Genomic DNA, 25606 nt, shown 5'->3' with positions numbered 1-25606 from the left:
TGGTCGCTGCTATATCTCCCTTCTATGCTATCGTCATCGGCTATCGCTACTATTTAGCTACAAAATAACTATAATAAAGGCATGTAAACCTGTCAAGGTAAAATGCAGATGAGCCATCGTCAGCGCCGCCGGAAGATCCCCCGCACTTCCATGAGATCAAACCATTGAAATGTCCGGCGAATCTGTCCCAGCCAATCCGAGTCGTAAACGTAGTTGACCATCACCCCGCACGACTCCTGCAGCCCCCTCGGGGTGGGGTTGGCCAGGAAGTGGATGTGGCGCGGGGCCACGGTCGCGCCGTTGCCCAGATGGAAGGCGGCTACGGGGTTGAGTGGTTTGCCGCGCCCGGTCTTCTCCTCTGTCAGGTAGACATAGGTCGTGCGCTTCAGCGGCCCTTCGAGGCTTCGCCTCAACTCCTCGTCCCGGACCCACTGCTCCTCGCCAAGGATGCGGGCAAGGGCCCTGCAGAAGGCCTCGTCCCCTTCCGCCTCGCCGTCCGAACGCGCCCTGACCACGGCCGCCCCCTTCTTGGAAAAGAACCCCGCAATCTCTCTGCAAGTCAGTCGCGCATCCGTTTTCCGGCCCTCCAGGACAGGCCGCAGATAGCGTTTCCAGAAACCGGGGATAGGGCTCAACGTAGCGAAGGTGCGGACATGTTCGTTTTCACCGCGCAGGTAATCCACGACCTTGCCGATCAACATCCTCCCAAGGCCAAGCCCCGCCAAACCGTTCTGGGTGTTGTTGATGGAATAGAATATCGCCGTATCGATCCTCGAGCCCTCCCCAGCCGGCGCGAGAACCTCCTCCATGCTGCGGGCAAGCCCCGAGGTGAGGGCCACCTCGATGAAGATCACCGGTTCGAACGGCAGCAGTCGATGATAGAGGGCGAAACAGCGCCGGTCCTTTCCGAGACGCCGCCCCATTTCCTCGATGCGCGTCATCGGGTGGACCATGTCGTTGTTCTTGATCAGTTCGATCTGCCGGTAGGATGAATCGAGGGTGATCTCCTCGAGATACAGGAATCCCTCCTGAAACCACATCTCCAGCAGAAAGACGATGTCCGCGTCCAACGCCCCCAACTCCACGCCCCCCTCCCGCTGCGCCGCGAGGAGGTCGCCCCTGAAATCCAGAATGAACTTGAGCCCTCCCGGGATGTGCGCGAGCTTTCGGAAACGCCTCAACCGCGGGGACAGTATGCGCCTCCGCAGGTCGGCGAGGAGACCGGCCCAGCGGGGGTCGCCCTCGTCGCACTGGGCAAGAGCCTCGATCGGAGACGCGACCGAGGCCTTGGAGACCTCGACCCGCCTGAGCATCTCCAGAAAGAGGCGCAAGCGATCGGGCTCCCCCAGGGCGTGATAACCCGCCCGAAGCGTCTGGAAAGCGGCGGCCAGCGGCCTGCCCTCCTTCTCGAGTTCGTCGAAGGCCCTGAGGACCTGCTGCACCATGCTCGACGAGCCATTCCTTCCAATCATGCCCTTTTGCTGCCGTTCGGGTTCAACCATCCGTCTGCCCCGTATTCATCCGGAAATGACGATCCCGCACTGTCGAACTGCAAACCCGGTCCGGCCTTCGGCCAAAGGCCCGACCGCTCCCCTTCCGCACATCACCGCCGGCCTGTCTCGGAAAACCGATCCGTGCCCGCCGCCCAGAAGCATCGGCAGCTTCCACCGGCACCCCGTCCTCTCCAACGAGGGCGGCCTGCACATGGGCACCGCTGCATGGACGCCCCGGATGCCTGCATCACCAAATTTTTTATAATATCTAAAAAACGGCCCGATGTGAAAGTAAAATCATCCACAGATATCCCGGGTCATTTGACTTGATTTGGAAGGCCTTGCAGGCTATACAAAATATTTGGAGCATGCAGGCCTTTCAGCATGCCGGGCGCGCCGAGCCGGTGCCTCGAGGAGGTCGAATCAGCCCGGCGGAGCGTTGGGTTGCTGAAGGTCTTCGGCAGGCTTCTGGCAAGCATTTCCGAGGGGTGTGGACTGGACAGGCGCCTGCTTCGGGCCGAACCGGCAGACAGCCCACCAGCTTCGAACCGAAACCGGGTTTCAGCCCTCAACCGCACTCAGGAGCCCCATGAGACCTTCCTTTTTTTCCCCTTATACGCATGGTTTCATTCGAGCCGCGGTCTGCGTGCCTTTCCTGCGCGTGGCGGACCCCGTCTACAACCTGGAGCGGACCCTGGCCCTCGCCCAGCGCGCCTCGGACGCCCGCGCGGCCCTGGCCCTTTTTCCAGAGATGGGCCTTTCCGCTTACTCGAACGACGACCTTTTTCATCAGGACGCACTGCTCGAGGCGACGCGCTCCGCCCTCGAGCAACTGGTGGAGGCAAGCCGCACCCTCGCGCCGGTGCTGCTCGTCGGGGCCCCGCTCCGCTGCGAGGGGCGCCTGTTCAACTGCGCCATCGTCGTCTACCGGGGGGAGGTTCTCGGCATTGTCCCCAAAAGCTTTCTTCCCAATTACCGCGAATACTACGAGAAGAGGCAATTTGCCGCCGCCCGCCAGGCGTTTTCCCACGAGGTGATGTTCGCCGGCCGGAGCGTCCCTTTCGGAAACGACTTGATCTTCGAAGCCCGCAACGTGGCCGGCTTCAATCTGCACGTCGAGGTCTGCGAGGACGCCTGGGCCCCCATCCCCCCGAGCACGTGGGCCGCCATGGGCGGTGCGACCATCCTCGCGAACCTCTCCGCAAGCAATATCACCGTCGGAAAGGCCGAGCACCGCCGCCTCCTCTGCGCATTTCAATCCGCCAAGTGCCTCGCGGCCTATCTCTATTCGGCGGCGGGCCCGGGCGAGTCCACCAACGACGTCGCCTGGGACGGCTATGCCCTCATTTACGAGAACAACGATCTCCTTGCCGAGTCGGAGCGTTTCGCCCAAGAGGAGCAGGTGATCCTGGCCGATGTCGACCTCGAGCGCCTCCTCCAGGAACGGATGCGCACGACGAGCTTCGGCGACGCCGTCGGCGACCACACGGAGCGGCTGCATGCACTGCGTCGTGTGCCGTTCACCTTCGCGGTCCCCGAGGGAGAAAGCGCCCTTTTGCGGGAGGTTCTGCGCTTTCCCTACGTGCCGAGCGACCCCCGTGTCCTGAACGAGCGCTGCTTCGAGGTCTACAACATTCAGGTCCACAGCCTCATGAAGCGTCTGACCGCCGCCGGTATCGAACGGGTGGTCATCGGTGTCTCCGGCGGACTCGACTCCACCCAGGCCGTGATCGTGGCGGCCAAGACCATGGACCGCCTCGGCCTGCCGCGCGCCAACATCCTCGGATACACCATGCCGGGATTCGCCACGAGCGCCAGGACGCTCGAAAACGCCCGCCGCCTCATGTCCGCCCTCGGGGTCACGGCCCACGAAATCGACATCCGGCCGTCCTGCATGCAGATGTTCCAGGACATCGGGCACCCCTACGCCCAGGGGAAGCCCGTCTACGATGTGACCTTCGAAAACGTGCAGGCCGGCGAGAGGACCTCCCACCTGTTCCGCCTGGCGAACCTCCGCAGGGCGATCGTTCTGGGGACCGGCGATATCAGCGAACTGGCCCTCGGCTGGACCACGTATGGCGTCGGGGATCAAATGTCGCACTACAACGTCAATGTCTCGGTGCCGAAGACCCTGATCCAGCACCTGATCCGCTGGGTCATCCACACCCGGCAGTTCGACGAGGCGGCCGGCGCCGTCCTCCAGGAGATCCTCGAGACCGAAATCTCCCCCGAACTCGTCCCCGGCGGCGGCCTGTCGGACCAGCCCGCACAAAAGACCGAGGCGCAAATCGGCCCCTACGAACTTCAGGACTTCAACCTCTACTACATCACCCGCTTCGGGTTCCGCCCGAGCAAGGTGGCCTTTCTCGCCCACCATGCGTGGAGGGACCCGGAAAAAGGTCCCTGGCCCCCCTTCATCCCGGCGGACAAGCGCCACGCTTACGATCTGGCCGCCATCCGCAAGTGGCTGGAGGTATTCCTCTACCGGTTTTTCAAGATCAGCCAGTTCAAGCGCACCGCGATCCCGAACGGCCCCAAGGTCGGGTCGGGCGGATCCCTCTCTCCCCGCAGCGACTGGAGGGCCCCGAGCGACTCCGAGGCGGAGGTGTGGCTGGAAGAACTGAGGCGGAACGTGCCGGAATAGCCGCCCCCCGGCCGCCAAGGCGTTCAGCGGCGGCGCCCCTGCGCCTGCCCTTCCGCCGCTGCAGCCATGGAAAAGAGCGGGGCGTGGTTGGAGGTGAACAGCGGAGGGTCGCGGCGCAAGATGGGCGCCACCGCCCGATGGCGGCGGAACTCCCGGTCCAGGAACCGCCGGACCAGGGGCCGATCCCAGCCCCGCGGGTGAGCGAAGCCGGTGTAAAGAGACAGATCCGCTTCATAAAAGGGGTCCGTGGCGAGCGCGCGGGCATCGGGACTGTGGACGGGGAGGTTGAAGACCGCCAGGTTCAGGAAACCGATCGCCTCCCGGTGCCGCACGACGAACTCCAGCGTTCTTTCCGCCGCCGCCCGGTCTTCGCCCGGTGTGCCGAAGAGCAGGTAGACATAGGTCGCGATTCCCGCCCGCCGGAGGCCATCGAGGACGCGCCCCGCGGTCTCGACCCGCGCCCCCTTCCCCATCGCGTCGAGGACGTCCTGGTCCCCGGATTCGAGGCCGAGTTTGAGCATCACGCAGCCCGAGCGTTTGAGGGCCCGGCAGAAATCCTCATCGGCCAGGAGTTCCGAGGCGCGCGCAAAACCGTACCACGGCATGCCCGGTCCGCCGCCTGCGGCCAGGCGCTTCAGGAGCGCCGGGCTCACGGCGTTGTCCAGCAGATGAATCAGCACAGGCCGCTCGGCGCGTGAAAGCACTCCGAGATCGGTCAGCACGTCGGTGTGCGGTACGGGCCGGTAGGGATTGCGCTCCGCGCGCTCGGGGCAGAATGAGCAGCGTCCCCAGTAACAGCCGCTCGAGGCGCTGTAGGGCAGGATCGGCCCAGGAGAAAGGTACCTGTAGCGGGAAAACACCGAAAAATCGGGCGGGCCGGCCGCGCCCGGCTCCTCGACCCCGAAGCTTTCCAGGAGGAAGCCTTCGCCGGGGCCCGCGACCAATGTGTCGATAAGGCCCCCGAACGGATTCCGGAAAGCCGGGCGCCGCATCCAGGAGGTCACCAGTCCGCCGCCGAAAACGATGGGAAGCCGTCCGTCGAGTCTTCTCAGGAATCCCGCCATGGCGAAGGCGGTGAGGGCCTGGCTCAAGTAATTGAGGGAGAACCCGACCATCGACGGGCCATGGACGGAAAGCACCTCCTCCAGGCGACGGCTGAACCAGCCGAAAAACGGGTCCGCCTCCGGCGCCTCGGCTGCGGCCAGGAGATCGGCGCTTCGCACGGCTGAGCGGAGCGGATCCTGGTAATCGGCAAGAGTCAGGTGCACGCCCGATGCAGCCGCTGCCGCCCCCGCCACCCGGTTCAGATCCGCGACAGCCCGTTTGTAACGGTCGATATTCCGATAACCGTCCCATGACGAAAGCGTGGCGATGTTGCGCTCCACTCCGCGCACGGCCCTCTGCGTCCAGCGGTCCGACGCCGCGAACGGTGTCCGGATCGACGCCCAAAGCCCTTCGAGGTTGGCGTCGAGGACCACGCACCCGATCCCGTGCCGGCCGAGCGCTCCGGCCAGCCGTGCGATCCCGGCCGGCGGCTCGCTCGCCTTCGCCACGGGCGGATGAATGAGCAGCAGCGGGCCCCTTCGTTCGAGCCGGGCCGGACCGCGCGAATACACGACATCCCGACAAGATTGCCTGGATTGATGACTTTCTTTCACGCCGCCCTCCACCGTGCGGATTCCTGTCATGATCCTGCGCCTTCCCGGTTGAATTTTCAAGCGATACTGAGTATGCTTTTTCTGGACAGCACCGCTTCCGGCCCCCCGGCGGAGCGCCGGGCAGACCCTTCGGAGACGGGTCGAAGAAGTCCGCTCCTTCAGAGGAGCGCCCTTCCGGAAATCATTTTCCGGTATAATCCGGTTTCCAATTCGGATGTGAGGATTTTTCCCTACACCCTTCGGGCGCTCAGTCCCACCCCTTTGCGGCGGGTCCCGGCTCGCCCGATAAATGAAGTCTATCAGGCGCCTGCGCAGAGGCAACCTATGGGGCGCCACGCGCGCAAACGTGCAGATGGACGCCAGGATCGGCGAAAAAGACCTTTTTCAGATGGATGCCAAGGAGATTCGACATGCAAACACAGCGATCGATGCTGCTTCTCACCGTCCTGATCGTCAGCCTCGCAGCGGCCTGCGCCGGCATCCAGACTGCGGAACAGCCCCCCGATCGCTCGCCGCTTCGCGAGAAGGGCTACCGGGTCGAACTGGGCATCGTCAAGGCCGCAGACGAACTGGAAACGCCCCCGTCGATCCCTTCCCGGCTGCGCTTCGAACTGGAAAAGCAACTCATGATTGCAGGCCTCCGGCCAAGCGAAGGGCAGGGGGGGAAAAGGCTGCGCCTTGACGTAGAAACGCGGGCGACCTACCAGGGCTTCGCCGCCCGAAGCGGCATCGCCGCCAACTACGCCTACTCCGCTCTCTTTTCGCGGGTGATTCTGGTGGATCCCACGGATGAAAGCGTGCTGGCGGAAACCGTCGTGAAGACCTTCAACGGCTTCGGTTCCTGGACGGCCGACATGACCGAGATCGATCATGCCGCCGAGATCGTGCGCTACGTCGCTTCGATCGATCCGCTGTAGGTCCATCGGTCCTCTGTGCTTCGATCGGTCCGCCCTCGCGGGAGGGGCCGGTTTGAAGAAAAGAGGGGCGCCGGACCTCTCGGCGCCCTCGAAAAACCGGGCTGACCCGACTCTGCGAAGCGGCGCTGGCCGCAATGGAGCGTAGAAGGTGGATGACAGGGTGACCCGCTTCGACAAATACGGGATGCCGGTGGAACTCAGGGTGGCCGATGCGTCTGCTCTCCCGGAACTTCTCGACATGTACGATGGCTTCGAACCGAAACCGGCTTCACAGGGGCTTCCCCCCTCCAATCCGACCGCATGCCGGTCCTGGGTCGCGTTTCTCCTGCACAACGGGGTCAACCTCTGCGCCCACCGCTGCGACCGGCTGATCGGGCACGCCGCGATCCTGATGGATCCGGCGAAATGCGACGCCGAATTCCTGATCTTCGTGCATCAGGATTTCCGCAGCAAGGGGATCGGGACCATCCTGACCCGGGGCACCCTCCAACTTGCCCGGGACCGGGGCATCGGATGCGTCTGGTTGACCGTCGAAACCGTCAACTTCCATGCAGTGAGGCTGTACCGCAATATCGGGTTCCAGTTCTGCGACGCCTTCGACTGCGAAAGGATGATGCGGATAGACATCGAAGGGCCATAAGGGGGAGATCTCCACCCTGGGCCGCCCGCACCGGCGTTTCCCGGGTCCGAAAAACGCCGGCAAACACCTCCGGGCTCAGCGCGTTCAGACCACGAGGGCCTCCTTTCAAACCAACGCCGTATGACAGCGGCCAGAGCAGGGTAACCTATGATCAAGGCTCGTATCAAGGCAGAAGACCCGAATGCCCAAATAGGTTCCTACGGCAATTTTTACCGCGCCTTCGCCTGGGACGACATCCACCGGGAGCTGCGGCGTTCACCCGGCGAACCGCTCAACATCGTCGCCTACGCCATCGACCGCTGGGCGGAGGACCCGGAGCACGGACAGCGGCCGGCGCTCGTCTTCGACCGGGCGGGGGAGGCGCGCTCCTGGACATACGCCCAACTGCAGACGATCTCTTCGCAGTGGGGCGCCATGCTCCTCGACCTGGGCCTGAAGGCCGGCGACCGGCTGTTCATCTTCGTGCCGCCCTGCCCCGAAATCTATTTCGCGATGCTCGGCTGCGCCCGCGTGGGGGTCATCTTCTGCCCGCTCTACCCGACCCTCGGGTTCGACGAATTGGATCAGCGCATCCGCAACGCCTCGCCACGCGCCCTGCTGACCCATCCCGAAACCGTCGAAACCCTGCCGCCCGAGGCCTTGGGCCCCGTCGAACACGTGCTTTTCACGGAAGGCCCGCTGCCGCGCGTCTTCAACCGCGAGACCCTGATCCCGCAGAGGCTGCCCGGCGGCACCACGATCCTTTCCCCGGTCCTCCTGGCCGAGGACAGCCCGCTCTACCTCATCTACACCTCCGGCTCGACCGGGCCGCCGAAAGGGGTCGTCCACGCCCACCGGGATCTCGCCGGGCACCTGATGACCGGCCGGTACGTGCTGGACCTCTCCCCGGGGACCGTGCTCTGGACGGACGGCCACCCAGCCTGGGTCATGGCGACCGTTTACAGCACCTTCGCCCCCTGGCTCTGCGGAGCGACGAGCGTGGTGCTGGGGGACCCCTTCTCCGCATCGAACTGCTACCGGACCCTCGAGCGGCACAAGGTCTCCGTGTGGTACACGACCCCCATGACCATCAAGAAACTCATGGAGGCCGGTGAAGACCTGCCGACGCGCTACGACCTTTCGAACCTCCGGCATGTCCTGACCGTCGGAGAGGCGCTCGCCCCGGAGCATTTTTACTGGGTCCGGAACCACCTCCACCACTCTCCGCACGACACCTGGTGGATGAGCGAGACCGGGATGATCTGCTTTGCGAACTTCCCCTCCATGGACATCAAGCCCGGGGCCATGGGCAGGCCCGTACCAGGCATCGAGGCCGCCGTCCTCGACGAGAAGGGGGAGCCGCTGCCGTTTCTCTCCATGGGGGAACTGGCGCTCAAGACGCCCTGGCCCGCCCTCATGACGGGCATCTGGGAAGACCGGGAGCGCTTCCTGGCCTATTTTCCCTTCGAAGGCTGGTTTTCCACGGGAGACATGGTCATCATGGACGAGGAGGGCTACTATTACCACCAGGGGCGGATGGACGACCTCATCAAGATCGGGGAAAAGGTCATCGGCCCCTTCGAGATCGAGCACATCCTCTTTCAGCATCCAGCCGTAGCCGAATCCGCCGTCATCGCCAAGACCGCCCAGGCGAACCAGCCCCACCTGAAGGCCTTCGTCAAGCTGAATGCGGGCATTGCCCCGAGCGGGCGGATGAACCAGGAGATCAAGGCCTTCGTCAAGGCCAATCTTTCTCCCGACACCCCCTTGCGGGAAGTCGAATTTGTTGATAACCTCCCTAAGACAAGCGCGGGGAAACTCCTGCGGCGCGTCCTGCGGGCGCGCGAACTGGGCCTGCCGACCGGCGACCCCTCCCGTATGCAGGACTGACCTCACGCGGTGGCAGACGACATGGCCCATTCCGGAAAGACGCGGACCCCTTACTGGCCAGACCAATACGTCGCGAAGCGCCGGACCCCCGCGCAGGCGATCCGCGCGATCAAGCGCGGGCAGCGGGTGTTCATCGGGACCTCCTGCGGGGAGCCCCAGATCCTGGTGCGGGAACTGGCGGCGCAGTCGGCCTCCTTTACGGATCTGGAGATCGTCCGGGTCCTCAGCCTGGAGATCACCCCGCTGACCCTGATCGCCGATCAGACCGCCTGCCACAACTTCAGCGTCCGATCCTTCTACCTTGGCTCCGCCAAGCCCCGGGCCCTATCGGCCAACAAGCGCTTCATCACGCCGATCAACCTTTCGGCCGTTCCGAGGCTTTTCAAGAGCCGCCAGCTCAAACTGGACGTCGCCCTGATCCAGGTCTCGGAGCCGGACGATTTCGGCTGGATGAGCCTAGGGGTCAGCGTCGACGTCACGATGGCCGCGGCCCAGTCCGCTGATTTGGTGATCGCGCAGGTCAATCCGCAGATGCCGCGCGTCCTGGGGCGGAGTTTCATTCACGTGAACGAGGTCGACATCGTCGTAGAGCACGACGAACCCCTGATCACGATCGGGCAAGCGCCCGACTTCCCGACGGCCCGGTGGATCGCACAACATGCCGCGAAACTCATCGAAGACGGCGCGACCTTGCAGATCAGCCTCGGAACGACCCCCCAGGCCCTGCTGCTCGGCCTCTCGGACAAAAACGACCTCGGGGTCCACACCCAGTTCCTGACCGACGGGATCATGCACCTCTTTTCGAGCGGGGTGGTCAACAACCGCCGGAAGGGCTTCAACGAAGGGAAGCTCGTGGCGAGCGGGGCCATCGGCTCCGCCAACCTTTACGAGTTCCTGCACGACAACCCCGGCATCGAGTTCCACCCCTCCGACTACGTGAACGACCCGATGATCATCGCCCGCCACAACCGGATGACCTCGCTGAACGTCGCGATGGCCATCGATCTCACCGGCCAGGTGGCAGCCGACGCCATGCCCTTCAACCACTTCACGGGCGTCAACGGCTTCATGGATTTCGTCCGGGGAGCCAGCCAGGCGCCCCAGGGCAAGAGCATCATCATGATCCCTTCGACGACCCTGGACGGGAGGAGCAGCCGGATCGTCCCGCTCATGGAAAACGTCGCCGTCGTCGTCCCGCGCGGCGACGTGCAGTACGTGGTCACCGAGTACGGGGTCGTGAACCTCTTCGGGAAGAGCCTTCAGGAGCGCGCGGTCGCCCTGATCAGCATCGCCCATCCGGACTTCCGGGACGAACTCTTCCACGAGGCCAAAAAGAAGGGCTTCCTCGGCCAGGAGCGCACCCTGGCCGACACCATGCGCTGCATCTATCCCCTCGACATCGAGGAAGTCCGCACGATCGGCGGGCACAAGGTCTTTTTCAGGCCCGCCCGCCCCACCGACGAAAGACTCGTTCAAGAGCATTTCTACGCCATGGACCAGCAGGACGTGGTCCGTCGTTTTCTGCACGAAAAAACCAGTTTCCTCCGCGAAGACGTCGCAGACGTCTTCATGGTCGACTACGTGAACGACATGGCCATCCTCGCCGTCACCGGCGAGCCCGGCTTCGAACGGGTCATCGGCGTCGGCGGCTATTTCTCGAGCCCGGGCGGCGGACCAGCCGAGGTGGCCTACAGCGTCGCCAAGGACTGGCAGGGCAAGGGGGTCTCGTCCATCCTGCAGGAAAAGCTTCTGGACAGTGCACGCAATCACGGCATCCCCGGCTTCGTAGCCTACACCTCGGCCGGCAACCGCGCCATGATCCGGCTTTTCGAGAAGCTGCCCTACCGGGTGGACATCTTGCAGGACGCCGACGGCGTCACGCTGAAGGCCACGTTCGACGACCTCCCCTCCCCGGCGCCCTGCACGGGGGACCTCTGACGGGGCAAAAGGCCGCCGATCAGGCGGAGAGGGCGCAGACACCGAAGAATCCAGCCACAGGAGAACGTATGCTCAAGCAGGAGGAAAACCATCCCGACATGCTTGGGGCAGCGCGAAAGACCGGGCGGGACGGGGGCGGCCCGTGGCCCGGACCCGCTGCAGAACCAGACTGAACCGGCGGACACCTTTCCGGCGATGACAGCCGCAGGCGCATTTCCGGTTCCAACATCTTGAAAGGAGACGGACTATGACGGATGCACCCAAATGGTATGACGCCCACCTCGAGGACTACCGGAAGGTCGCCTTCATCAACTCCCTGGAGCAGTACCAGGAGCTTTACCGCCGCTCGATCGAGGACCCCGACGGCTTCTGGGCCGAACAGGCCGGGAGATACCTCTCGTGGGACAAGCCGTGGGATTTCGTGCTGCGCTATGATTTCAACCAGGCCGATATCGCCTGGTTCGGCGGCGGCGTCCTCAACGCGTCGGCCAACTGTCTCGACCGCCACATGAAAACCCTGAAGGACAAGGTCGCCTACTACTGGGAAGGGGACAACCCGGAGGAAACCCTCACCGTGACCTACGGGGATCTCTACGCGCGCGTCAACAAGATGGCGGCTCTCCTGAGGCAAAAAGGGGTGAAGAAGGGGGACCGGATCATCATCTACATGCCGATGATCGTGGAACTGCCCGTCACCATGCTTGCCTGCGCCCGCATCGGCGCCGTCCACAGCGTGGTTTTCGGGGGGTTCAGCGCCGAGGCGCTCGCCAACCGGATCCGAGACTGCGGCGCGAGGCTGGTCGTCACGGTGGACGGCGGATTCCGGGCCGGCAAACCGGTGCCCCTCAAAACCAACGTCGACAACGCCCTCAAGACCTGCCCCGGCGTCGATACGGTGCTCGTCTTCGAGCGTGCCGGCCTGAAGCCGGAGCTCGATTCGAAGCGGGAGGTCTGGGTGCACGAGGCCCTCGAGGACCCGAGCCTGCCCGATTTCGTGGAGCCCGAACCGATGGACGCAGAAGACCCGCTTTTCATCCTCTATACCAGCGGCAGCACCGGCAAACCGAAGGGCGTCGTCCACACCACCGGCGGCTACCTCCTCTACGCCGCCATGACCACCCGGCTCGTTTTCGACCTCAAGGACGACGAGGTCTTCTGGTGCACCGCCGACATCGGGTGGGTGACCGGACACTCCTACAGCGTCTACGGGCCGCTCACGGAAGGCTTGACCAGCGTGCTGTTCGAAAGCGTCCCCAATTATCCCGGCTTCGACCGGTATTGGGCGATCGTCGAGAAGTACCGCGTCGCCAAGTTCTACACCGCCCCCACCGTGATCCGCTCCCTCGCCAAGGAAGGCCCTGAACCGGTCCAGAAGCACGACATCTCCTCGCTCAAACTCCTCGGGTCCGTGGGCGAACCCATCAATCCCGAGGCCTGGCGGTGGTACTACCACTACGTCGGACGCGACTGGTGCCCGATCATGGACACCTGGTGGCAGACGGAGACGGGCGGACACATGCTCACCCCCCTGCCCGGCGTAGCCCCCATCAAGCCGGGGTCCTGCTCCTTCCCCTTTTTCGGGGTGGACCCCGTGATCCTCGACGAAACAGGACAGGAGGCCCGCTTCCCCGACCAGGAGGGCGTGCTCTGCATCCGGAAACCATGGCCCGGCATGGCGCGGACGGTCTACGGCGACCATGAGCGTTTCCGCCAGACCTATTTCAGCCAGGTGCCGGGGATGTATTTTACCGGCGACGGCGCCAAAAAGGACCAGGACGGGTACTTCTGGATCATCGGCCGCATCGACGACGTTATCAATGTCTCGGGCCACCGCCTCGGCACCGCCGAAGTCGAGTCCGCGCTCGTCCTGCACGACCTGGTCGCCGAGGCCGCGGTGGTGGGCATGCCCCACCCGGTCAAAGGCCAGGGCATCTACGCCTTCGTCACCCTCAACACGGGGGTGCCGAAGTCGGAGGAACTGAAGAAGGAACTGATCCAGATGGTGCGCAAGGAGATCGGCCCCATTGCGACGATCGACGCCCTGCAATGGGCGGACGCCCTGCCGAAGACCCGGAGCGGAAAGATCATGCGCCGCATCCTCCAGAAGATCGCGGCCGGCCGCGTCGACGAACTCGGCGACACCTCCACGATCGCCGATCCGAGCGTCATCGAGACGTTGATTAAGGAGCGCGTCGGACTACCGTAGTTTCAATCCGTAAATGGTCTTTTGGGCCAATCTCGGCGTTGATCTGCACGTTTGCTTGTGCGGCGACCTTAAAGGTCGCCTTCGCGCAAACGCTTGATCGCCTTGATATTGGCCCAAAATCCTCATTTCTGGATTGGAAACTCGGTTCTAACGGAACATCCTTTCGGGATGCACAGGAAGGAACCCCTTTCGGAGACGATGATCCGGCACGACCCGGTTTCCTATCCGAATGACAAGAACCGGAAATGCCGAAGTTTCCGCTCCCCGCAGCGATGCAAACCGGCGAAGCGCCCCGGAGGGCGTTTTCGACTCCGCGAGAGCCAGCTCCGGCTGCCCGCGGAGGCCGCTCCCTGAAACCCCGGACCTCCTCTCCGAAAAGGACGATGATGCAACCCGTTACCGGAATCATCCGCGACGCCCGCTACCTCGATCATCTGCCGGGCCACACCCATCCGGAGCACCCCAGCCGCCTGAGGGCGATCTACGAAATGATCGACCGGGAGTTTGCGGAAAAGCTTCTCACGATCACACCCCAGCCCGCCGCCATGGACGACCTGGAACTCGTCCACACACCGGCCTATATCAAGAAGGTCCTCAAGACCGCCGAGCACCAGTTCACGAGCCTAGCCCCGGATACGCCGGCAAGTGCCAAGACGTATCTCGCCGCCTGGCTCGCGGCCGGCGGCTGCATCGAGGCGCTCAAGGCCGTCTGGTCAGGCCTCTGCCGCAACTGCTTCGCGCTGATCCGGCCTCCCGGCCACCATGCCCTCCCGGGCCGGGCCGGCGGTTTTTGCATCTTCAACAACGTCGCCATCGCGGCGCGCTACGCGCAGCGCGTCATGCGCGTGAAAAAGACCCTGATCGTCGACTGGGACATCCATCACGGGAACGGAATCCACGAATTTTTCTACGACGACCCAGAGGTCTTCTATTTCTCGTCCCACGACAAGCTGCTCTACCCCTACTCGGGGGATTTCGACGAAGCGGGTGAAGGCGAAGGCGCAGGATACACCGTGAACGTGCCCCTGACGCGGGATTTGGAGAACGAGGACATGGTGGCTCTTTACCAGATGCTGCTGCCACGCATCGTGGAGCGCTACCGCCCGGAGCTGATCCTGGTCGATGCCGGGTTCGACGCACACCGCGACGATCCCATCGGGCGCTCGCACCTGACCGAAGAGGCCTTCACCGAACTGACCCGCCTGATCCTGAATCTCGGATCGGCCCTGGGCGATCCCAAGATCGTTTTCGTCCTTGAAGGAGGCTACGATCCGCGCGCCCTTTCCCGCTGCGTCGAAAGGGTGCTGCAGGTCCTCTGTGCGCCCCCGGGCCGGGCCTGCATGCTGGTGGGTGGGACGACCAGGGCCGATGCACTGGCCGAGGAGGTTTTCCGCGCCCATAAATCCTTCAAGGTTTGGGTGGACTAAGGCGGACGATTCTGTTAGCCTTGATGGTTTGTTTCCATTTGGAAATGATTTTCCGGTGCAACCCAGTTTCCAATCCGAAAATGAGGAATTTTCGCCCCTATCAGGGAAATCAAGCGTTTGCGCGGAGGGGACCTGGTGGTCGCCGCACAAGCAAACGCGCAGATTGACGCCGAGATTGCCCAAAAGTCCGTTTCCGGATGGGAATCGGGCTGGCCGGAGCAGGTGACGCAGGGGTGATCCGGTCCCGCGGCCCAGCGAGGTCCGGGTTGCGCGCGACCCTCTGCGCTCGTTTTCAACGAAGGCCAGGCCCTCCAACCAGGGACGGCCTCACGGAGGAGGCCCCATGCCGGGCTCGAAAAACAAGAACTGGAAAAGCAAGATCGTCAGCCCCGAGAAGGTGTTGAGCAAGATCCGGCCGGGAATGAGCATCTTCCTCGGCACGGCGGTCGCTGAACCGCGCACCCTGGTCAAGAGCCTGATGGCCTCGGAGGCCAACAACCTGCAGGATCTCGAGCTGATCCAGCTCGTGAGCCTGGGCGACGCGATATCGATCGGGGACAAGTATGCCAACAAATTCAGGCTGAAGACCTTTTTCGCCGGGTGGGTCGCGAGCGAGGCTATCAAGGCGGGGCGTGTGGACCTGATTCCGTGCCGCTTTTCACGGGTCCCCTCGCTGATCGAATCGGGCACGATCGGGATCGACGCGGCCTTCGTCCAGATCACGCCTCCGGACGAGGCCGGCTACGCGAGCCTGGGCGTCGCCGTGGACGTCGCCCGCCAGGCCATGGCCAAGGCATCCCTTGTGGTCGGCGAGATCAACGCGCAGGTCCCGCGCACCTTCGGGGATACCTTCGTCCATGTGGACGATTTCGATTTCCTCGTGGAGGCGACCACCCCGCCTTTCTATTTTCCGCGCTGGCCCGTCACGGAGGTCTACGATAAAATCGGAGCGAACGTGGCTTCGCTGATCCAGGACGGAAGCTGCCTTCCTTTTTCCATCGGTCCCCTCTACGAGGCCCTCGCCCGCCACCTGGTGCGCAAGTCGAACCTCGGGATCCACTCCCCGTTTTTCACCGATGCGCTGATGGACCTGGTCAAGAGCGGTGCCGTTACCAATCGACGCAAGAGCATCTTCAAGGGCAAGTCCGTCGCGGCCCACGCCCTCGGGTCGGCCGAACTGATGCGCTGGCTGGACAACAACCCGCTCGTCGAGTTTCAAGGCGTCGACGTGGTGGCGGACCCGAAGCGGATCGCGAGCATCGACCGCTTCGTGGTGACGCTGCCCGGCCGGAAGGTCGACTTCACGGGCGGCATCGTCCTTCACAGCGGCAAAGGAAACGTCGGCACCCAGCCGGGCGAGGCACAGGAGTTCTTTTCGGGGGCGTGGCTCTCGAACGGCGGGAAGACGATCCTGGCGCTCCCGAGCCGCAATCTCCTCGGCGAATCCAATATCGTCCCCTCGGTTCGGGACTACCCGAACCAGTTCTCGGCCCGCGAATCCCTGGACATCGTCGTGACCGAGTACGGAACCGCCCCGTTGGCGGGCCGGACGATCCGCGAGCGCGCCCTCGCCCTGATCGACATCGCCCACCCGGACGACCGGGCGGAGCTCGTCCGCCTCGCCAAAAAGGACCATATCCTCTACCCGGACCAGACGTATCTCTCCGAGTCCGGAAAGATGTACCCGGAGGAGCTCGCTACCACCCAAACCTTCGACGGGAACCTGGTGCTCCGGTTCCGCGCGATCCGGCCTTCGGACGTCGAGCAGATGCGGCGCCTCTTCTATCGATTTTCCGACAACGCCGTCTATTACCGCTATTTTTCTCCGATCAAAACCATGCCCCACGCGAAGATGCAGGAATACGTCAACGTCGACTACCGTAAGACCATGTCCATCGTCGGGCTCATCGGCGAGCCGGGCGAAGGAACCATCATCGCGGAGGCCCGCTATGTGCGGCTGCCGGACCGGCCCTACGCAGATGTGGCCTTCGTCGTCGACGAGGCGTTCCAGGGCAAAGGGATCGCCACCTACCTGTTCCAGATGCTTATCAACATCGCGAGAAACCGCGGGATCGAAGGCTTCAAGGCCGACGTCCTGGCCTCCAACAAAGCCATGATCAAGGTCTTCGAGAAATCGCCGTTCCCATTGAAGGCCGTGCTGGACAGCGGGGTCTACGAGTTGATCATCCCCTTCCACGGAGAAAAGGAAGAGCCTTGAGGGAGGAGCCGCTATGCCGGACGAGCCTGTCCTGTTGGTCAAGCGGGAGGGACACGTCGTCACCCTCTGCATCAACCTGCCTTCGAAGCGCAATTTCCTGACGCTCGAATGTCTGAAGGCCATCGAGGAGGCCCTTGCAGGGCTTACGGAGGACCCCGCCGCCCGGGTCCTGGTGCTGCGCGGGGCCGGGGACCGGGCCTTTTCGTCCGGCTACAACATCGAGGCCCTGAGGCATGTCGAGCAGGACCTCACCAGTGCCGATGCCGGTGAGACCCTTCCGCTCGAAAAGACCCTTCAGGCCATCGAACAATTTCCCCGCCCGGTCATCGCCATGCTGAACGGCGATGCCTTCGGGGGCGGGTGCGAACTGGCGATGGCCTGCGACATCCGCATCGCCGCCGCTCGGGCGCGCATGGGGATGCCCCCGGCGAGGCTCGGCCTCGTATACCCTTATCCGGGCTACCGCCGTTTTGCGGCGGTCCTCGGCCTCGCCCGGACGCTCGAGTTGTTCCTGACTGCGGACACCTTCGACAGCCGGGCCTGCCTGCAGATGGGGCTCGTCCATCACGTGGTCCCCGACGAGGTCTTCGAGACCTTCACCTATGACCTCGCGCGGCGCATCGCCCGCAACGCCCCTTTTTCCCTAGCGGGCACGAAGCGGGTGCTGCGGACCATCGCGGGCGGTGCAACCCTGGGTCACGCTGAAGAGCGGGCCCTGCAGTCCTTGTTTCACGCCTCGCTCAAACGCCGTGACATCGCCGAGGGCATCGCCGCCTTCGCCGAGAAGCGCGCCCCTGTTTTTACGGGCGAATGATGGCTGAAGGGCCTCCGAAGGGCTTTACAAACGCCGCTTTTTTTATACATTATACGCTGAGGAGTTCGAAGCGTATCGATCTATCGACAAACCAGGGGATCGGCGATGCCCATCTATGAATACGAAGCCTGTGATCTCGAGCGTGCCTGCGCCCGCTGCCGGCGAGCATTCGAGGTCCTGCAGTCCATGAAGGACCCCCTTCTCGAGCGCTGCCCGGCGTGCGGCGCCCCGGTGCGGAAGTTGGTTTCGCGATTCCGGGCGGCCGTTGCCGAGCCTGACGAGGGCCGCGGCGCGGTCGAGACACGCATCAAGGAGTACGAACAGCAGGGACTCTGGAGCCACGCGGCGGAGCTCGCCGACACCCATGCGGCGAAGGCCGGGGACGATGCCCTCAAGATGCGGGCGATCGACGATTACCGCAAGGCGGGTTACCCTCTGGAAACCCTCGAGAAACACGCCAAAACGGAAACCGAGTAGAGGAGGGCTGGGTGCATGGAAGGAAGACGGAACCGGCGTTTGGGTTGGGCCTTGACAGGAATGCTGCTCTCCCTAGTCTGCTTCGCGGGGACCCCCGCTCCCGCCGAGGAGAAGCAAGACCTTCCTGAGCGGAAGATATCGGTGGCGGTCGAGTACCCCGGTATCGTCATCCCCCGGGGGGAGGATCTGAGCCTGGACCTCATCGTCACGAACGGCGGCCGCACTGACGAAGCCGTCGAACTGATGATCCAGCCCCCGCCGGACGGTTGGACGGCGCAGCTCAAGACCTACCGTTTCGGGGTCAGAGGGGTCTTCGTGAAGGCCGACTCCTCCAAGACGGTCACCCTCGATCTCGAGCAGGATGAAACGCTGGCACCGGGGGAATACACCTTTACCGTCGAGGGACGGAGCTCCGATGGCGCCCTCCGCTCGACCGCCGAGCTTCGGGTGGCCGTCGAAGGGGAAAAGACGGAGCGGAAGGCCGAAGGGGCGGCTCTTCAAACCGCCTACCCCGTGCTGAGGGGGCCGACCGACGGCCGGTTCGAGTTCTCGGTCGAGGTGGAAAGCCGGCTCGAAGAGGATGCCGTTTTCAGCCTCACTGGCCAGGCCCCCGAAAACTGGGAGGTCAACTTCAAGCCGGCCTATGAGGACAAATTCATCTCGAGCCTGCGCCTGAAGGCGCGCCAGAGCCAGAGCGTGGCCGTGGAGGTCGAACCTGCGCCGCAGGCTGCACCGGGGGAATACCCGATCCTGGTCCGGGTGAAGACCCCTGGGGCCCAGGCCGAGACCCAGCTGACCGTGATCCTGACCGGCACCTACCGGCTGGAAATGGCCACCACCAACGAACTGCTCTCCCTCAGCGCCGTCAAGGGCAATTCCGCAAACCTCTCTTTCTATGTCCGCAACAGCGGCTCCGCCCCGCTGCAGGACATCCACTTCCTTTCCTTCAAACCCGAGAACTGGACCGTCGAGTTCGAACCCGGGCAGATCGAGATTCTGGCCCCTGACGAACTCAAGCAGGTAGAGGCCACGATCACACCCGGCGCCGAAGCCCTGGTCGGAGACTACTCGCTCGCATTGAGCGCCGAGGCGGGAAAACTCTCGAAAAACCTCGAACTGAGAGTGACCGTCAAGGCCTCCGTGGTCTGGGGCTGGGTCGGAATCGGGCTGATTATCGGAGTCCTGGCAGGCCTGGTTTTCCTGTTCATGCGCTTGGGAAGACGCTGAGATGGAAGGGCGACCGATCATCCGGACCGAAGGCCTCACCAAACGCTACGGCGGGCAGGAAGCGGTGCGCTCGCTGAGCCTGGAGGTGCGGGAAGGCGAGATCTTCGGCTTCCTCGGCCCGAACGGCGCCGGGAAGACGACCACGCTCCTCATGCTGCTCGGCCTGACCGTGCCGACGGCCGGCACGGTCGAGGTCTGTGGGCTCGACCCGGTCCGGCGGGCCCGCGCGGTCAAGCAGCTGGTGGGCTACCTTCCTGAAAACGTTGGATTTTACGGGGACTTGGACGCAGTCGAAAGCCTCGCCTACATCGCCGCCCTCAACGGAAGATCCCCTGACGACGCCGCCCGCGTGATCCCCGGACTGCTGGAACAGGTGGGTCTGGCCGCCGCCGCCCGGAAAAAGGTCGGTTTCTTTTCGCGCGGGATGCGCCAACGTCTGGGGATCGCCGAAGTCCTCCTGAAGGATCCGAAGGTGCTCCTCCTGGATGAACCGACCCTGGGCCTCGACCCCGACGGGGCGGCCCGCCTGACCGGACTGATCGAAGCCCTGAACCGCGAGAGGAACATGACCGTGCTTCTGTCCTCCCACAATCTCCACCAGGTCCAGAGGATCTCGCACCGCGTCGGGATCATGATCGAAGGCGGCATGGTAGCCTCAGGCCCCATCGACGCTTTGGCCGAGCAGACCTTCGGACTTGGCGGCAGCCGGTATTCCCTCGAAGAGATCTACCTCAAGTACTTTAAGGAGGGGTGAGATATGCAGGGGCTTTGGGCGGTTTACCGCAAGGAGTTGAGCGACCACTTCAGCAGCTACCGCTTCGTGATCCTCTTCGCCATGATCGCGATGGTCAGCTTCATCACCAGCTACATGGCCGGGGTCACCCTCAGGGAGAACCTGGAGGGCATCGCACGGCCCAAGTTCGTCTTCCTGATGCTTTTCAACACGCCCGGGGCGCTTTTTTCCATGCTTCAGTTCGTGGCCTTCTTCGGTCCGCTGATCGGGCTCGTGCTGGGCTTCGACGCCATCAACCGCGAGCGGGCCCAGGGAACCCTCATCAAGGTGCTGAGCCAGCCGATCTACCGCGACGCCGTGATCAACGGCAAGTTCCTGGCGGGGGTCACCGTGATCGGCGTCATGCTCCTCAGCATCGTCCTCATCATCTCGGGCTTCGGGATCACCCTGCTCGGCATCGTCCCGGGGGTCGAGGAGATCCTCCGGCTGGCCGTCTTCCTGATGTTGAGCCTCTTCTACGTCGCGTTCTGGCTGGGTCTTGCGATCCTCTTTTCAATCCTTTTCAAAGGAATCGCCACCTCCGCCATGGCATCGGTGGCCCTCTGGATCTTCCTGTCCTTCTTCATCTCCCTTGGAGCGGACGTGGCGGCGGGCGTCGCCGCGCCTATCGAGGGCCCGCAGGGTCAGGATGCAGAGGCGGCGATGCGGCATGCCCGGATCAAGGAGCTCTTCACCCTGACTTCCCCGATGGTCCTGTACACGGATGCCGCCGGGACCGTCATCGATCCGATGCGCAAGACGACCCGTAAAATGGTCCTCCTCGGCTACATGGAGCAGCTCTCGCTCTCCCGCTTTCAGAACCCGCTGCCGCTCGGCCAGAGCCTTCTCGTGGTCTTTCCCCACGTCACGGTCCTGATCGCGGTCACGCTTATCTGTTTCGCCGTCTCTTACCTGATCTTCATGACGCAGGAGATCAGAACCTGAACCGGCCCCGGAGGGGCAGCGGGCCGTGAGGGCCAACCCCTTCGTAGATCATCGTCAACGACCCCAAAGGATCAAGGAGACAGATCGATGAAGATTGCGGAACTCCTGGCAGGCAAAAAAAACGGCGAGCAGGTCGTGATCGACGGCCTCTCCATCCCGGTCGCGGCCTTGAAGGCGCTCGAAAAAGAGGGCTACCAGCACGCGAAGGTCTTCAAAGACAACCGGACGTTCGCCTGCTGGGGCGATGCCTGCTCGGCCTGTTTTACCGAAGAGAGTCTCAGGGAGCGGACTCGATCCAAATAAAAGGGGCATAACGGGAGGAAAGCGTTTCAGGGGAAACCTGCCCGTATTCCTCCTCGAACTCATGCCACAGCGTCCGCAGCGCCGTCTCCAGGGTCTGGAGATCGGCCTCGCTGAATCCAGCGGCGTATCCTGTCATGGTTGCTATGAAAAGATCTTCGAAGGCGGCCATCGGGGCGGAGCCTCCGAGCCGCTTGAGCCATGCCCGTGCCTGCTCCACCGGAAGCGGTTCGAGCGACGGTTCGAGCCCCAGGCAGACATAGGCGAAGGGGTTGAAAAGGATCGGTTCGAAGGCTGCCGCTTCGGCGCGAAGCAAGCGTCTGTCCAGCCCACACCCTTCGGAAATGCTTCCCAGAAGCCTGTCGAGGACCTTCAGCAACCCAAGGCTCCGCCGGGCCGATTCGACCTCCTCGAGGCAGTGGAAATCCCGGACGTGTTCTGTTGCACCGATCCCAGCAAAGAAACGCGGCCTCGGTTCGAGCACGGCTGAAAGCGTTCCCCCCCAGACTTCCCCCCAAAAACCGGGCTGAAGGCCCTCGCCGGCGAACCAGCTTTCCTTCGTCCAGCGCTCGGCCTCCCAGCGAAGGCTCAGCACCTCGCCGAAACCCGCCCTGAAAAGCGCCGCCAGAGTGTTCCGTTCGATCAGGGATCGCGCCCGCTCCAGGTCCCCGGAGGCGGCCCGCTCCAGGGCGATATTGATGTACCCCGCGCCTTTACGGCTCACCCGGATGAGATCCTCCAGTTCGAAGCTCGTCATCCGATCGGCCACGACGATCTGGTTGCAGAGTCCAGCGAATTCCATCTGCATCCGCTCCAGGAACACCGGGTCATCCGCATGCGAGAGCGCCTCGGCGAGGGGCCCTTTCACCCCGCCGTGATAAAGCGGCGCCACCGGGAGCGGCTCCTCCTCGAGGACCCAATCCGGCAGCCCCAACGCAGGGGCTTCCGCGTCGTCCGGTCTTGCGAGGAACCGCGGATCCAGAGGTGCGTAGATGGCCAGGGCCTCCTCGTAAGGCAGAAACCCGTGCTCGGCCAGGCGGACGTTCCGGAGCCGGTACATCCCCTCCTCGAGTTCGGCCGGAATCACGCCCCCCAGTGTCGCGAGCAGCGCCTGCAGTTTCTGGAAGTCGTTCGCGGCAAGGGTGTGCAGGATCGCGGTGACCGCTTGCCGCGCCTCCTCCCAGGGTACGCGCAGGTAGAAAATACCGTCCAGGGTGAAAAAACCGTCCGGGATCTCCAGATCCTCATCGGAAGATTTGACCAGCACCTCCAGGCGCCTGAAAAAATAGAGGTAGCCCAGGCTCTGACCCTCCTCCGACACCAGCCAGCGGGTCAGGCGCCTGAGATCGGCCTGCTGCAGCCGTGCGAGCCATCGATCCGCCGCCTCCAGCTCCAGGCTGTCCTTCCGCCATAACTCGAGGTCCAGAATGTACTGCCATTGGTCCTCCGATGCCAACTGGAGCAGCGGGCCGGCATCGTCCGCGCCCACCTTCTTGACCAGCCAGTAAAGGTCTTCGGAGGAAAGATCCTGGACATACGCTTCGGGGCTGTCCATCGCCAGCACCCGGTTGATCAGCTCCGACCCCGACAGGACCTGCAGAGGGAGAAGGCCGCCCTTGTCCCTCTCGAGCGCAAGGAGATCAGCCCCTCCCCTGGGCGGCCGGTCCGCCGGCAAAACGGTTTTCATATCATCTGATCCCATGATCGCCTCGCTCCTCTTTTCCCTCTGCCCGGATCGAACGGCATGCCCATTTTAGCATTTGTACTCCACAGCGGGATGTGCTATGAAAACCCCATGCAGAACAGCTTTACCCCCTGCCGGGAATCGGGCCTTTTCCGGTCCGGTACACGTTCCGGCATGAACTCGAACAGGCACTGATCGAGGCTATGCCATTGAAGATTATAGGACTTTTAAAAATCCCTCTTCTGGCTGTCTCCATCATCGCCCCTATCCTGCTGTGGCTGGGATTGGGCAGCGAAGGCTTTCTGCGTCTTTACCAGGCCAGGCAGGACCGCGACGCGCAGAGGGAAATCAATGATCGGCTGAGCCAGGAAAACCGTGCTTTGATGGACGAGATCAACCGCCTTGAAACCGATATGCTCTATCTGGAGACCATCGCCCGAAAAGAACTAAACCTCCTCAAGGAAAACGAAATCATATACCGGTTCGACAAAAAAGAAAAGGCGGATTGAAGCTCCTGCCCTCCGCACTTCCGGCGGAGCCGGCCCGCAGACTGCCCCGCCCCTGCCGCTTTCGGAAGGACTCTTTGCGCCATGCCCGACGATCTTGACTTTCTCCTGACCATTCTTCGCCAAGGGCCGCCGGAAGCAGCCGCCCTCCAAATCCTGGAGAAGCTGCACGCCGCAGGCCGGGTGAGAGAATCGCTCCAGGAGGCCCTCGAGGCCTTGCACCGGCATCCGGAGAGCCTCGCTCTGAGACTGTTCACCGCCGAAAGACTGCTGGAAGCCGGGTTTGTTACCCTCGCCGAGCGGGAGGTGGAGCAGATCGAGCGTTCCCTGCGAAGCCTGGGCCGCGTCTTCCCATTGAAGGCGGATATCTGCAGACGCCGGGGGCGGAGCCGGGAGGCTCAGCGGGCGATCGAGGCTTATCTGGCCCTCGACCCTGACGCCTCGCCTATCGGAAGCGCCGTCGAGCAGGCCTCGGGCCGGCCCCTCCCCGAGAACGAAGACCTGGCCGCCGCCCTGCGCTCCCTCAGCCTGCCCCCCAGCGAGCCGCAGGCCGAAAACGTCCCCGTCGGCGAAGAGGGGGACGAAGAAACCCTGGCAAGCCCGACCCTGGCGGAGATCTATCTGAACCAGGGCGATATCGAGACGGCCGTCCGCATCTACACCGCCTGTGTCGCCGCAGACCCCGGTGACTCGGGCCTACGGCGGCGCCTGGAAGAATTGCAGACGAAGCTCGAACGGCAGAGGCGGAAGGAACAGCGCAAACGACAGCACATCGCCGCCCTCGAGGGATGGCTCGAACGGATCCGGAAAAAAGCGCATGCAGAATCACTCACCTGATTTTCACTTCATCGCCACGGGAATCGGCAGCGTTCCCTTCACGGACATCGCCTCGACCTGCAACGGAATCCTGCGGGAGGCGCCGCGGATGCCCTTCTGGCCCCAGTTTCCGAGGAGAAGCCCGGTCGAGGACATGTCCATCCAGTTCAGCGAAGGGATGCCGCTCCTCTCGGCGGACCTGGAAAACCGTTCCCTGGCCATCGATTCGGACACTCCGCAGGCCGACGCACTGGTCGCCTTCTACGATCGGTTCATGTCTCACGACGTGGAGGCCTTTGCCCTCAGCCGGGAATATGCCCCCGGACTTTACTGGATGGCAGATTCCTTGGCGGATCGTCCCGCGGACGAGGGAGGCTTTTTCAAAGGGCAGACGGTCGGCCCTGTCACCTTCGCCGCCGGCATCCGCGACACCAACGGCACATCCGTCCTCCACAATCCCGAACTGCTCGAAGCCCTGACCCACGCCCTGGCCATTAAAGCGCGCTGGCAGGTCGGAGCGCTGGCATCTTCCGGCCGCCAACCGGTCATTTTCCTGGACGAGCCCTATCTCTCCGGCTTCGGCTCGGCCTTCTCCCCGATCCAGCGGGAGACGGTCATCGAACTCCTGCGCATCGTGATCGACTATCTTAGGACGCACACCGACACGCTGATAGGGATCCATTGCTGCGGCAACACGGACTGGTCCATGATCCTGGAGGCGGAACCCGACATCGTCAATTTCGACGCCTTCGAACACCTCGACTATTTCCTCCTCTATCCCGATCATATTCGGAAATTCCTGCTGGCGGGGGGAGCGGTGGCCTGGGGGATCGTCCCGACATCGCCCGCCGTCATGGAAGCAACCTTCGACTCGCTGGCATCACGCCTCAGGAAGGGGCTTGCCTACCTGGAGGAAAAAGGGATCGACCGCAGTCTTCTGGCGCAGCGCTCCCTCCTCACACCCGCCTGCGGGATGGGAAGCATGACGGAGAGGGAGGCCCGCAAGGCCTTGGAACTCCTGGGGATGCTGTCACGGGATTGGACGGAAAGGTGAG

Annotated in this window: 20 protein-coding genes; 17 read left to right on the top strand and 3 right to left on the bottom strand. The window is 63.5% G+C overall.

What is annotated here, in order from left to right; genetic code table 11:
- Window positions 1-119 precede the first annotated feature (119 nt).
- On the bottom strand, window positions 120-1502 hold the full coding sequence (locus tag H567_RS24080) for a malonyl-CoA decarboxylase domain-containing protein (RefSeq protein ID WP_084517091.1): 1383 nt from the start codon (window positions 1500-1502) through the stop codon (window positions 120-122).
- A gap of 580 nt (window positions 1503-2082) precedes the next feature.
- Between H567_RS24080 and H567_RS0109420 the strand changes: the two genes are divergently transcribed.
- A complete protein-coding gene (locus H567_RS0109420; RefSeq protein ID WP_028321210.1) occupies window positions 2083-4137 on the top strand; it encodes an NAD(+) synthase in 2055 nt (684 codons plus the stop codon).
- A gap of 23 nt (window positions 4138-4160) precedes the next feature.
- Here the strand turns inward: H567_RS0109420 and H567_RS24075 are convergent, their stop codons facing one another.
- On the bottom strand, window positions 4161-5711 hold the full coding sequence (locus H567_RS24075) for a B12-binding domain-containing radical SAM protein (protein WP_051184685.1): 1551 nt from the start codon (window positions 5709-5711) through the stop codon (window positions 4161-4163).
- A 494-nt stretch (window positions 5712-6205) separates the two neighbouring features.
- Here H567_RS24075 and H567_RS0109410 point away from each other — a divergent pair, with 494 nt between their 5' ends.
- The 13 genes from H567_RS0109410 to H567_RS0109335 all read left to right on the top strand — a co-directional run bounded on the left by H567_RS0109410 (window position 6206) and on the right by H567_RS0109335 (window position 21548).
- Window positions 6206-6712 carry a hypothetical protein gene (locus H567_RS0109410; RefSeq protein ID WP_153306120.1) on the top strand — a complete coding sequence of 169 codons (507 nt, stop codon included), beginning with the start codon at window positions 6206-6208 and terminating at the stop codon, window positions 6710-6712.
- Between the two features lie 148 nt (window positions 6713-6860).
- The gene (locus tag H567_RS24070; protein ID WP_051184672.1) at window positions 6861-7352 is read left to right on the top strand and encodes a GNAT family N-acetyltransferase; all 492 of its coding nucleotides are present in this window, start codon (window positions 6861-6863) and stop codon (window positions 7350-7352) included.
- 147 nt (window positions 7353-7499) lie between these two features.
- Window positions 7500-9221 carry an AMP-binding protein gene (locus H567_RS0109400; RefSeq protein ID WP_028321208.1) on the top strand — a complete coding sequence of 574 codons (1722 nt, stop codon included), beginning with the start codon at window positions 7500-7502 and terminating at the stop codon, window positions 9219-9221.
- 21 nt (window positions 9222-9242) lie between these two features.
- Window positions 9243-11159: a GNAT family N-acetyltransferase gene (locus H567_RS0109395; RefSeq protein ID WP_028321207.1), complete on the top strand. Its 1917-nt coding sequence runs from the start codon at window positions 9243-9245 to the stop codon at window positions 11157-11159.
- Between the two features lie 247 nt (window positions 11160-11406).
- Window positions 11407-13365, top strand: a complete 1959-nt coding sequence (gene acs, locus H567_RS0109385; RefSeq protein WP_028321206.1) for an acetate--CoA ligase — start codon at window positions 11407-11409, stop codon at window positions 13363-13365.
- 383 nt (window positions 13366-13748) lie between these two features.
- Window positions 13749-14792 carry a histone deacetylase family protein gene (locus H567_RS24065; protein ID WP_161626589.1) on the top strand — a complete coding sequence of 348 codons (1044 nt, stop codon included), beginning with the start codon at window positions 13749-13751 and terminating at the stop codon, window positions 14790-14792.
- Between the two features lie 343 nt (window positions 14793-15135).
- Window positions 15136-17010, top strand: coding sequence for a bifunctional acetyl-CoA hydrolase/transferase family protein/GNAT family N-acetyltransferase (locus H567_RS0109365; protein WP_028321204.1), 1875 nt, complete (start codon window positions 15136-15138; stop codon window positions 17008-17010).
- A gap of 13 nt (window positions 17011-17023) precedes the next feature.
- Window positions 17024-17824 carry an enoyl-CoA hydratase/isomerase family protein gene (locus tag H567_RS0109360; protein WP_028321203.1) on the top strand — a complete coding sequence of 267 codons (801 nt, stop codon included), beginning with the start codon at window positions 17024-17026 and terminating at the stop codon, window positions 17822-17824.
- 105 nt (window positions 17825-17929) lie between these two features.
- Window positions 17930-18301 (top strand): FmdB family zinc ribbon protein, encoded by a 372-nt coding sequence (locus H567_RS24060; protein ID WP_035253909.1) that lies wholly within the window; start codon window positions 17930-17932, stop codon window positions 18299-18301.
- Window positions 18302-18316: 15 nt separating this feature from the next.
- Window positions 18317-19528: a COG1470 family protein gene (locus tag H567_RS0109350; protein ID WP_028321202.1), complete on the top strand. Its 1212-nt coding sequence runs from the start codon at window positions 18317-18319 to the stop codon at window positions 19526-19528.
- Between the two features lies 1 nt (window position 19529).
- Window positions 19530-20282, top strand: coding sequence for an ABC transporter ATP-binding protein (locus tag H567_RS24055; protein ID WP_051184670.1), 753 nt, complete (start codon window positions 19530-19532; stop codon window positions 20280-20282).
- 3 nt (window positions 20283-20285) lie between these two features.
- Window positions 20286-21245, top strand: coding sequence for an ABC transporter permease (locus tag H567_RS0109340; protein ID WP_028321201.1), 960 nt, complete (start codon window positions 20286-20288; stop codon window positions 21243-21245).
- 87 nt (window positions 21246-21332) lie between these two features.
- A complete protein-coding gene (locus tag H567_RS0109335; RefSeq protein ID WP_028321200.1) occupies window positions 21333-21548 on the top strand; it encodes a hypothetical protein in 216 nt (71 codons plus the stop codon).
- Here H567_RS0109335 and H567_RS0109330 read toward each other — a convergent pair.
- Window positions 21523-23247 carry a DUF6178 family protein gene (locus H567_RS0109330; RefSeq protein WP_028321199.1) on the bottom strand — a complete coding sequence of 575 codons (1725 nt, stop codon included), beginning with the start codon at window positions 23245-23247 and terminating at the stop codon, window positions 21523-21525. The two genes, H567_RS0109335 and H567_RS0109330, sit on opposite strands and share 26 nt — an antisense overlap.
- Window positions 23248-23438: 191 nt before the next feature.
- Here H567_RS0109330 and H567_RS24050 point away from each other — a divergent pair, with 191 nt between their 5' ends.
- The 3 genes from H567_RS24050 (at window position 23439) to H567_RS0109315 (ending at window position 25605) form a co-directional block, all read left to right on the top strand.
- Window positions 23439-23738, top strand: a complete 300-nt coding sequence (locus H567_RS24050; protein WP_051184669.1) for an FtsB family cell division protein — start codon at window positions 23439-23441, stop codon at window positions 23736-23738.
- An 81-nt stretch (window positions 23739-23819) separates the two neighbouring features.
- The gene (locus tag H567_RS0109320; RefSeq protein WP_028321198.1) at window positions 23820-24572 is read left to right on the top strand and encodes a tetratricopeptide repeat protein; all 753 of its coding nucleotides are present in this window, start codon (window positions 23820-23822) and stop codon (window positions 24570-24572) included.
- Window positions 24553-25605, top strand: a complete 1053-nt coding sequence (locus tag H567_RS0109315; protein WP_028321197.1) for a uroporphyrinogen decarboxylase/cobalamine-independent methonine synthase family protein — start codon at window positions 24553-24555, stop codon at window positions 25603-25605. Before H567_RS0109320 ends, H567_RS0109315 begins: the two co-directional genes overlap by 20 nt.
- Window position 25606: the final 1 nt, after the last annotated feature.

The organism is Desulfatiglans anilini DSM 4660 (assembly GCF_000422285.1).
GTDB lineage: Bacteria > Desulfobacterota > DSM-4660 > Desulfatiglandales > Desulfatiglandaceae > Desulfatiglans > Desulfatiglans anilini.
Note: the sequence above shows the minus strand (reverse complement) of the source record. Positions and strands in the feature narration are given on the sequence as shown.

Excerpts from the sequence above, each read along its gene's own strand:
- H567_RS24080 (WP_084517091.1), bottom strand. The coding sequence starts at position 1,502 with ATGGTTGAACCCGAACGGCAGCAAAAGGGCATGATTGGAAGGAATGGC.
- H567_RS0109420 (WP_028321210.1), top strand. The coding sequence starts at position 2,083 with ATGAGACCTTCCTTTTTTTCCCCTTATACGCATGGTTTCATTCGAGCC.
- H567_RS0109410 (WP_153306120.1), top strand. The coding sequence starts at position 6,206 with ATGCAAACACAGCGATCGATGCTGCTTCTCACCGTCCTGATCGTCAGC.
- H567_RS0109400 (WP_028321208.1), top strand. The coding sequence starts at position 7,500 with ATGATCAAGGCTCGTATCAAGGCAGAAGACCCGAATGCCCAAATAGGT.
- H567_RS0109395 (WP_028321207.1), top strand. The coding sequence starts at position 9,243 with ATGGCCCATTCCGGAAAGACGCGGACCCCTTACTGGCCAGACCAATAC.
- acs (WP_028321206.1), top strand. The coding sequence starts at position 11,407 with ATGACGGATGCACCCAAATGGTATGACGCCCACCTCGAGGACTACCGG.
- H567_RS24065 (WP_161626589.1), top strand. The coding sequence starts at position 13,749 with ATGATGCAACCCGTTACCGGAATCATCCGCGACGCCCGCTACCTCGAT.
- H567_RS0109365 (WP_028321204.1), top strand. The coding sequence starts at position 15,136 with ATGCCGGGCTCGAAAAACAAGAACTGGAAAAGCAAGATCGTCAGCCCC.
- H567_RS0109360 (WP_028321203.1), top strand. The coding sequence starts at position 17,024 with ATGCCGGACGAGCCTGTCCTGTTGGTCAAGCGGGAGGGACACGTCGTC.
- H567_RS24060 (WP_035253909.1), top strand. The coding sequence starts at position 17,930 with ATGCCCATCTATGAATACGAAGCCTGTGATCTCGAGCGTGCCTGCGCC.
- H567_RS0109350 (WP_028321202.1), top strand. The coding sequence starts at position 18,317 with ATGGAAGGAAGACGGAACCGGCGTTTGGGTTGGGCCTTGACAGGAATG.
- H567_RS24055 (WP_051184670.1), top strand. The coding sequence starts at position 19,530 with ATGGAAGGGCGACCGATCATCCGGACCGAAGGCCTCACCAAACGCTAC.
- H567_RS0109340 (WP_028321201.1), top strand. The coding sequence starts at position 20,286 with ATGCAGGGGCTTTGGGCGGTTTACCGCAAGGAGTTGAGCGACCACTTC.
- H567_RS0109335 (WP_028321200.1), top strand. The coding sequence starts at position 21,333 with ATGAAGATTGCGGAACTCCTGGCAGGCAAAAAAAACGGCGAGCAGGTC.
- H567_RS0109330 (WP_028321199.1), bottom strand. The coding sequence starts at position 23,247 with ATGGGATCAGATGATATGAAAACCGTTTTGCCGGCGGACCGGCCGCCC.
- H567_RS0109320 (WP_028321198.1), top strand. The coding sequence starts at position 23,820 with ATGCCCGACGATCTTGACTTTCTCCTGACCATTCTTCGCCAAGGGCCG.
- H567_RS0109315 (WP_028321197.1), top strand. The coding sequence starts at position 24,553 with ATGCAGAATCACTCACCTGATTTTCACTTCATCGCCACGGGAATCGGC.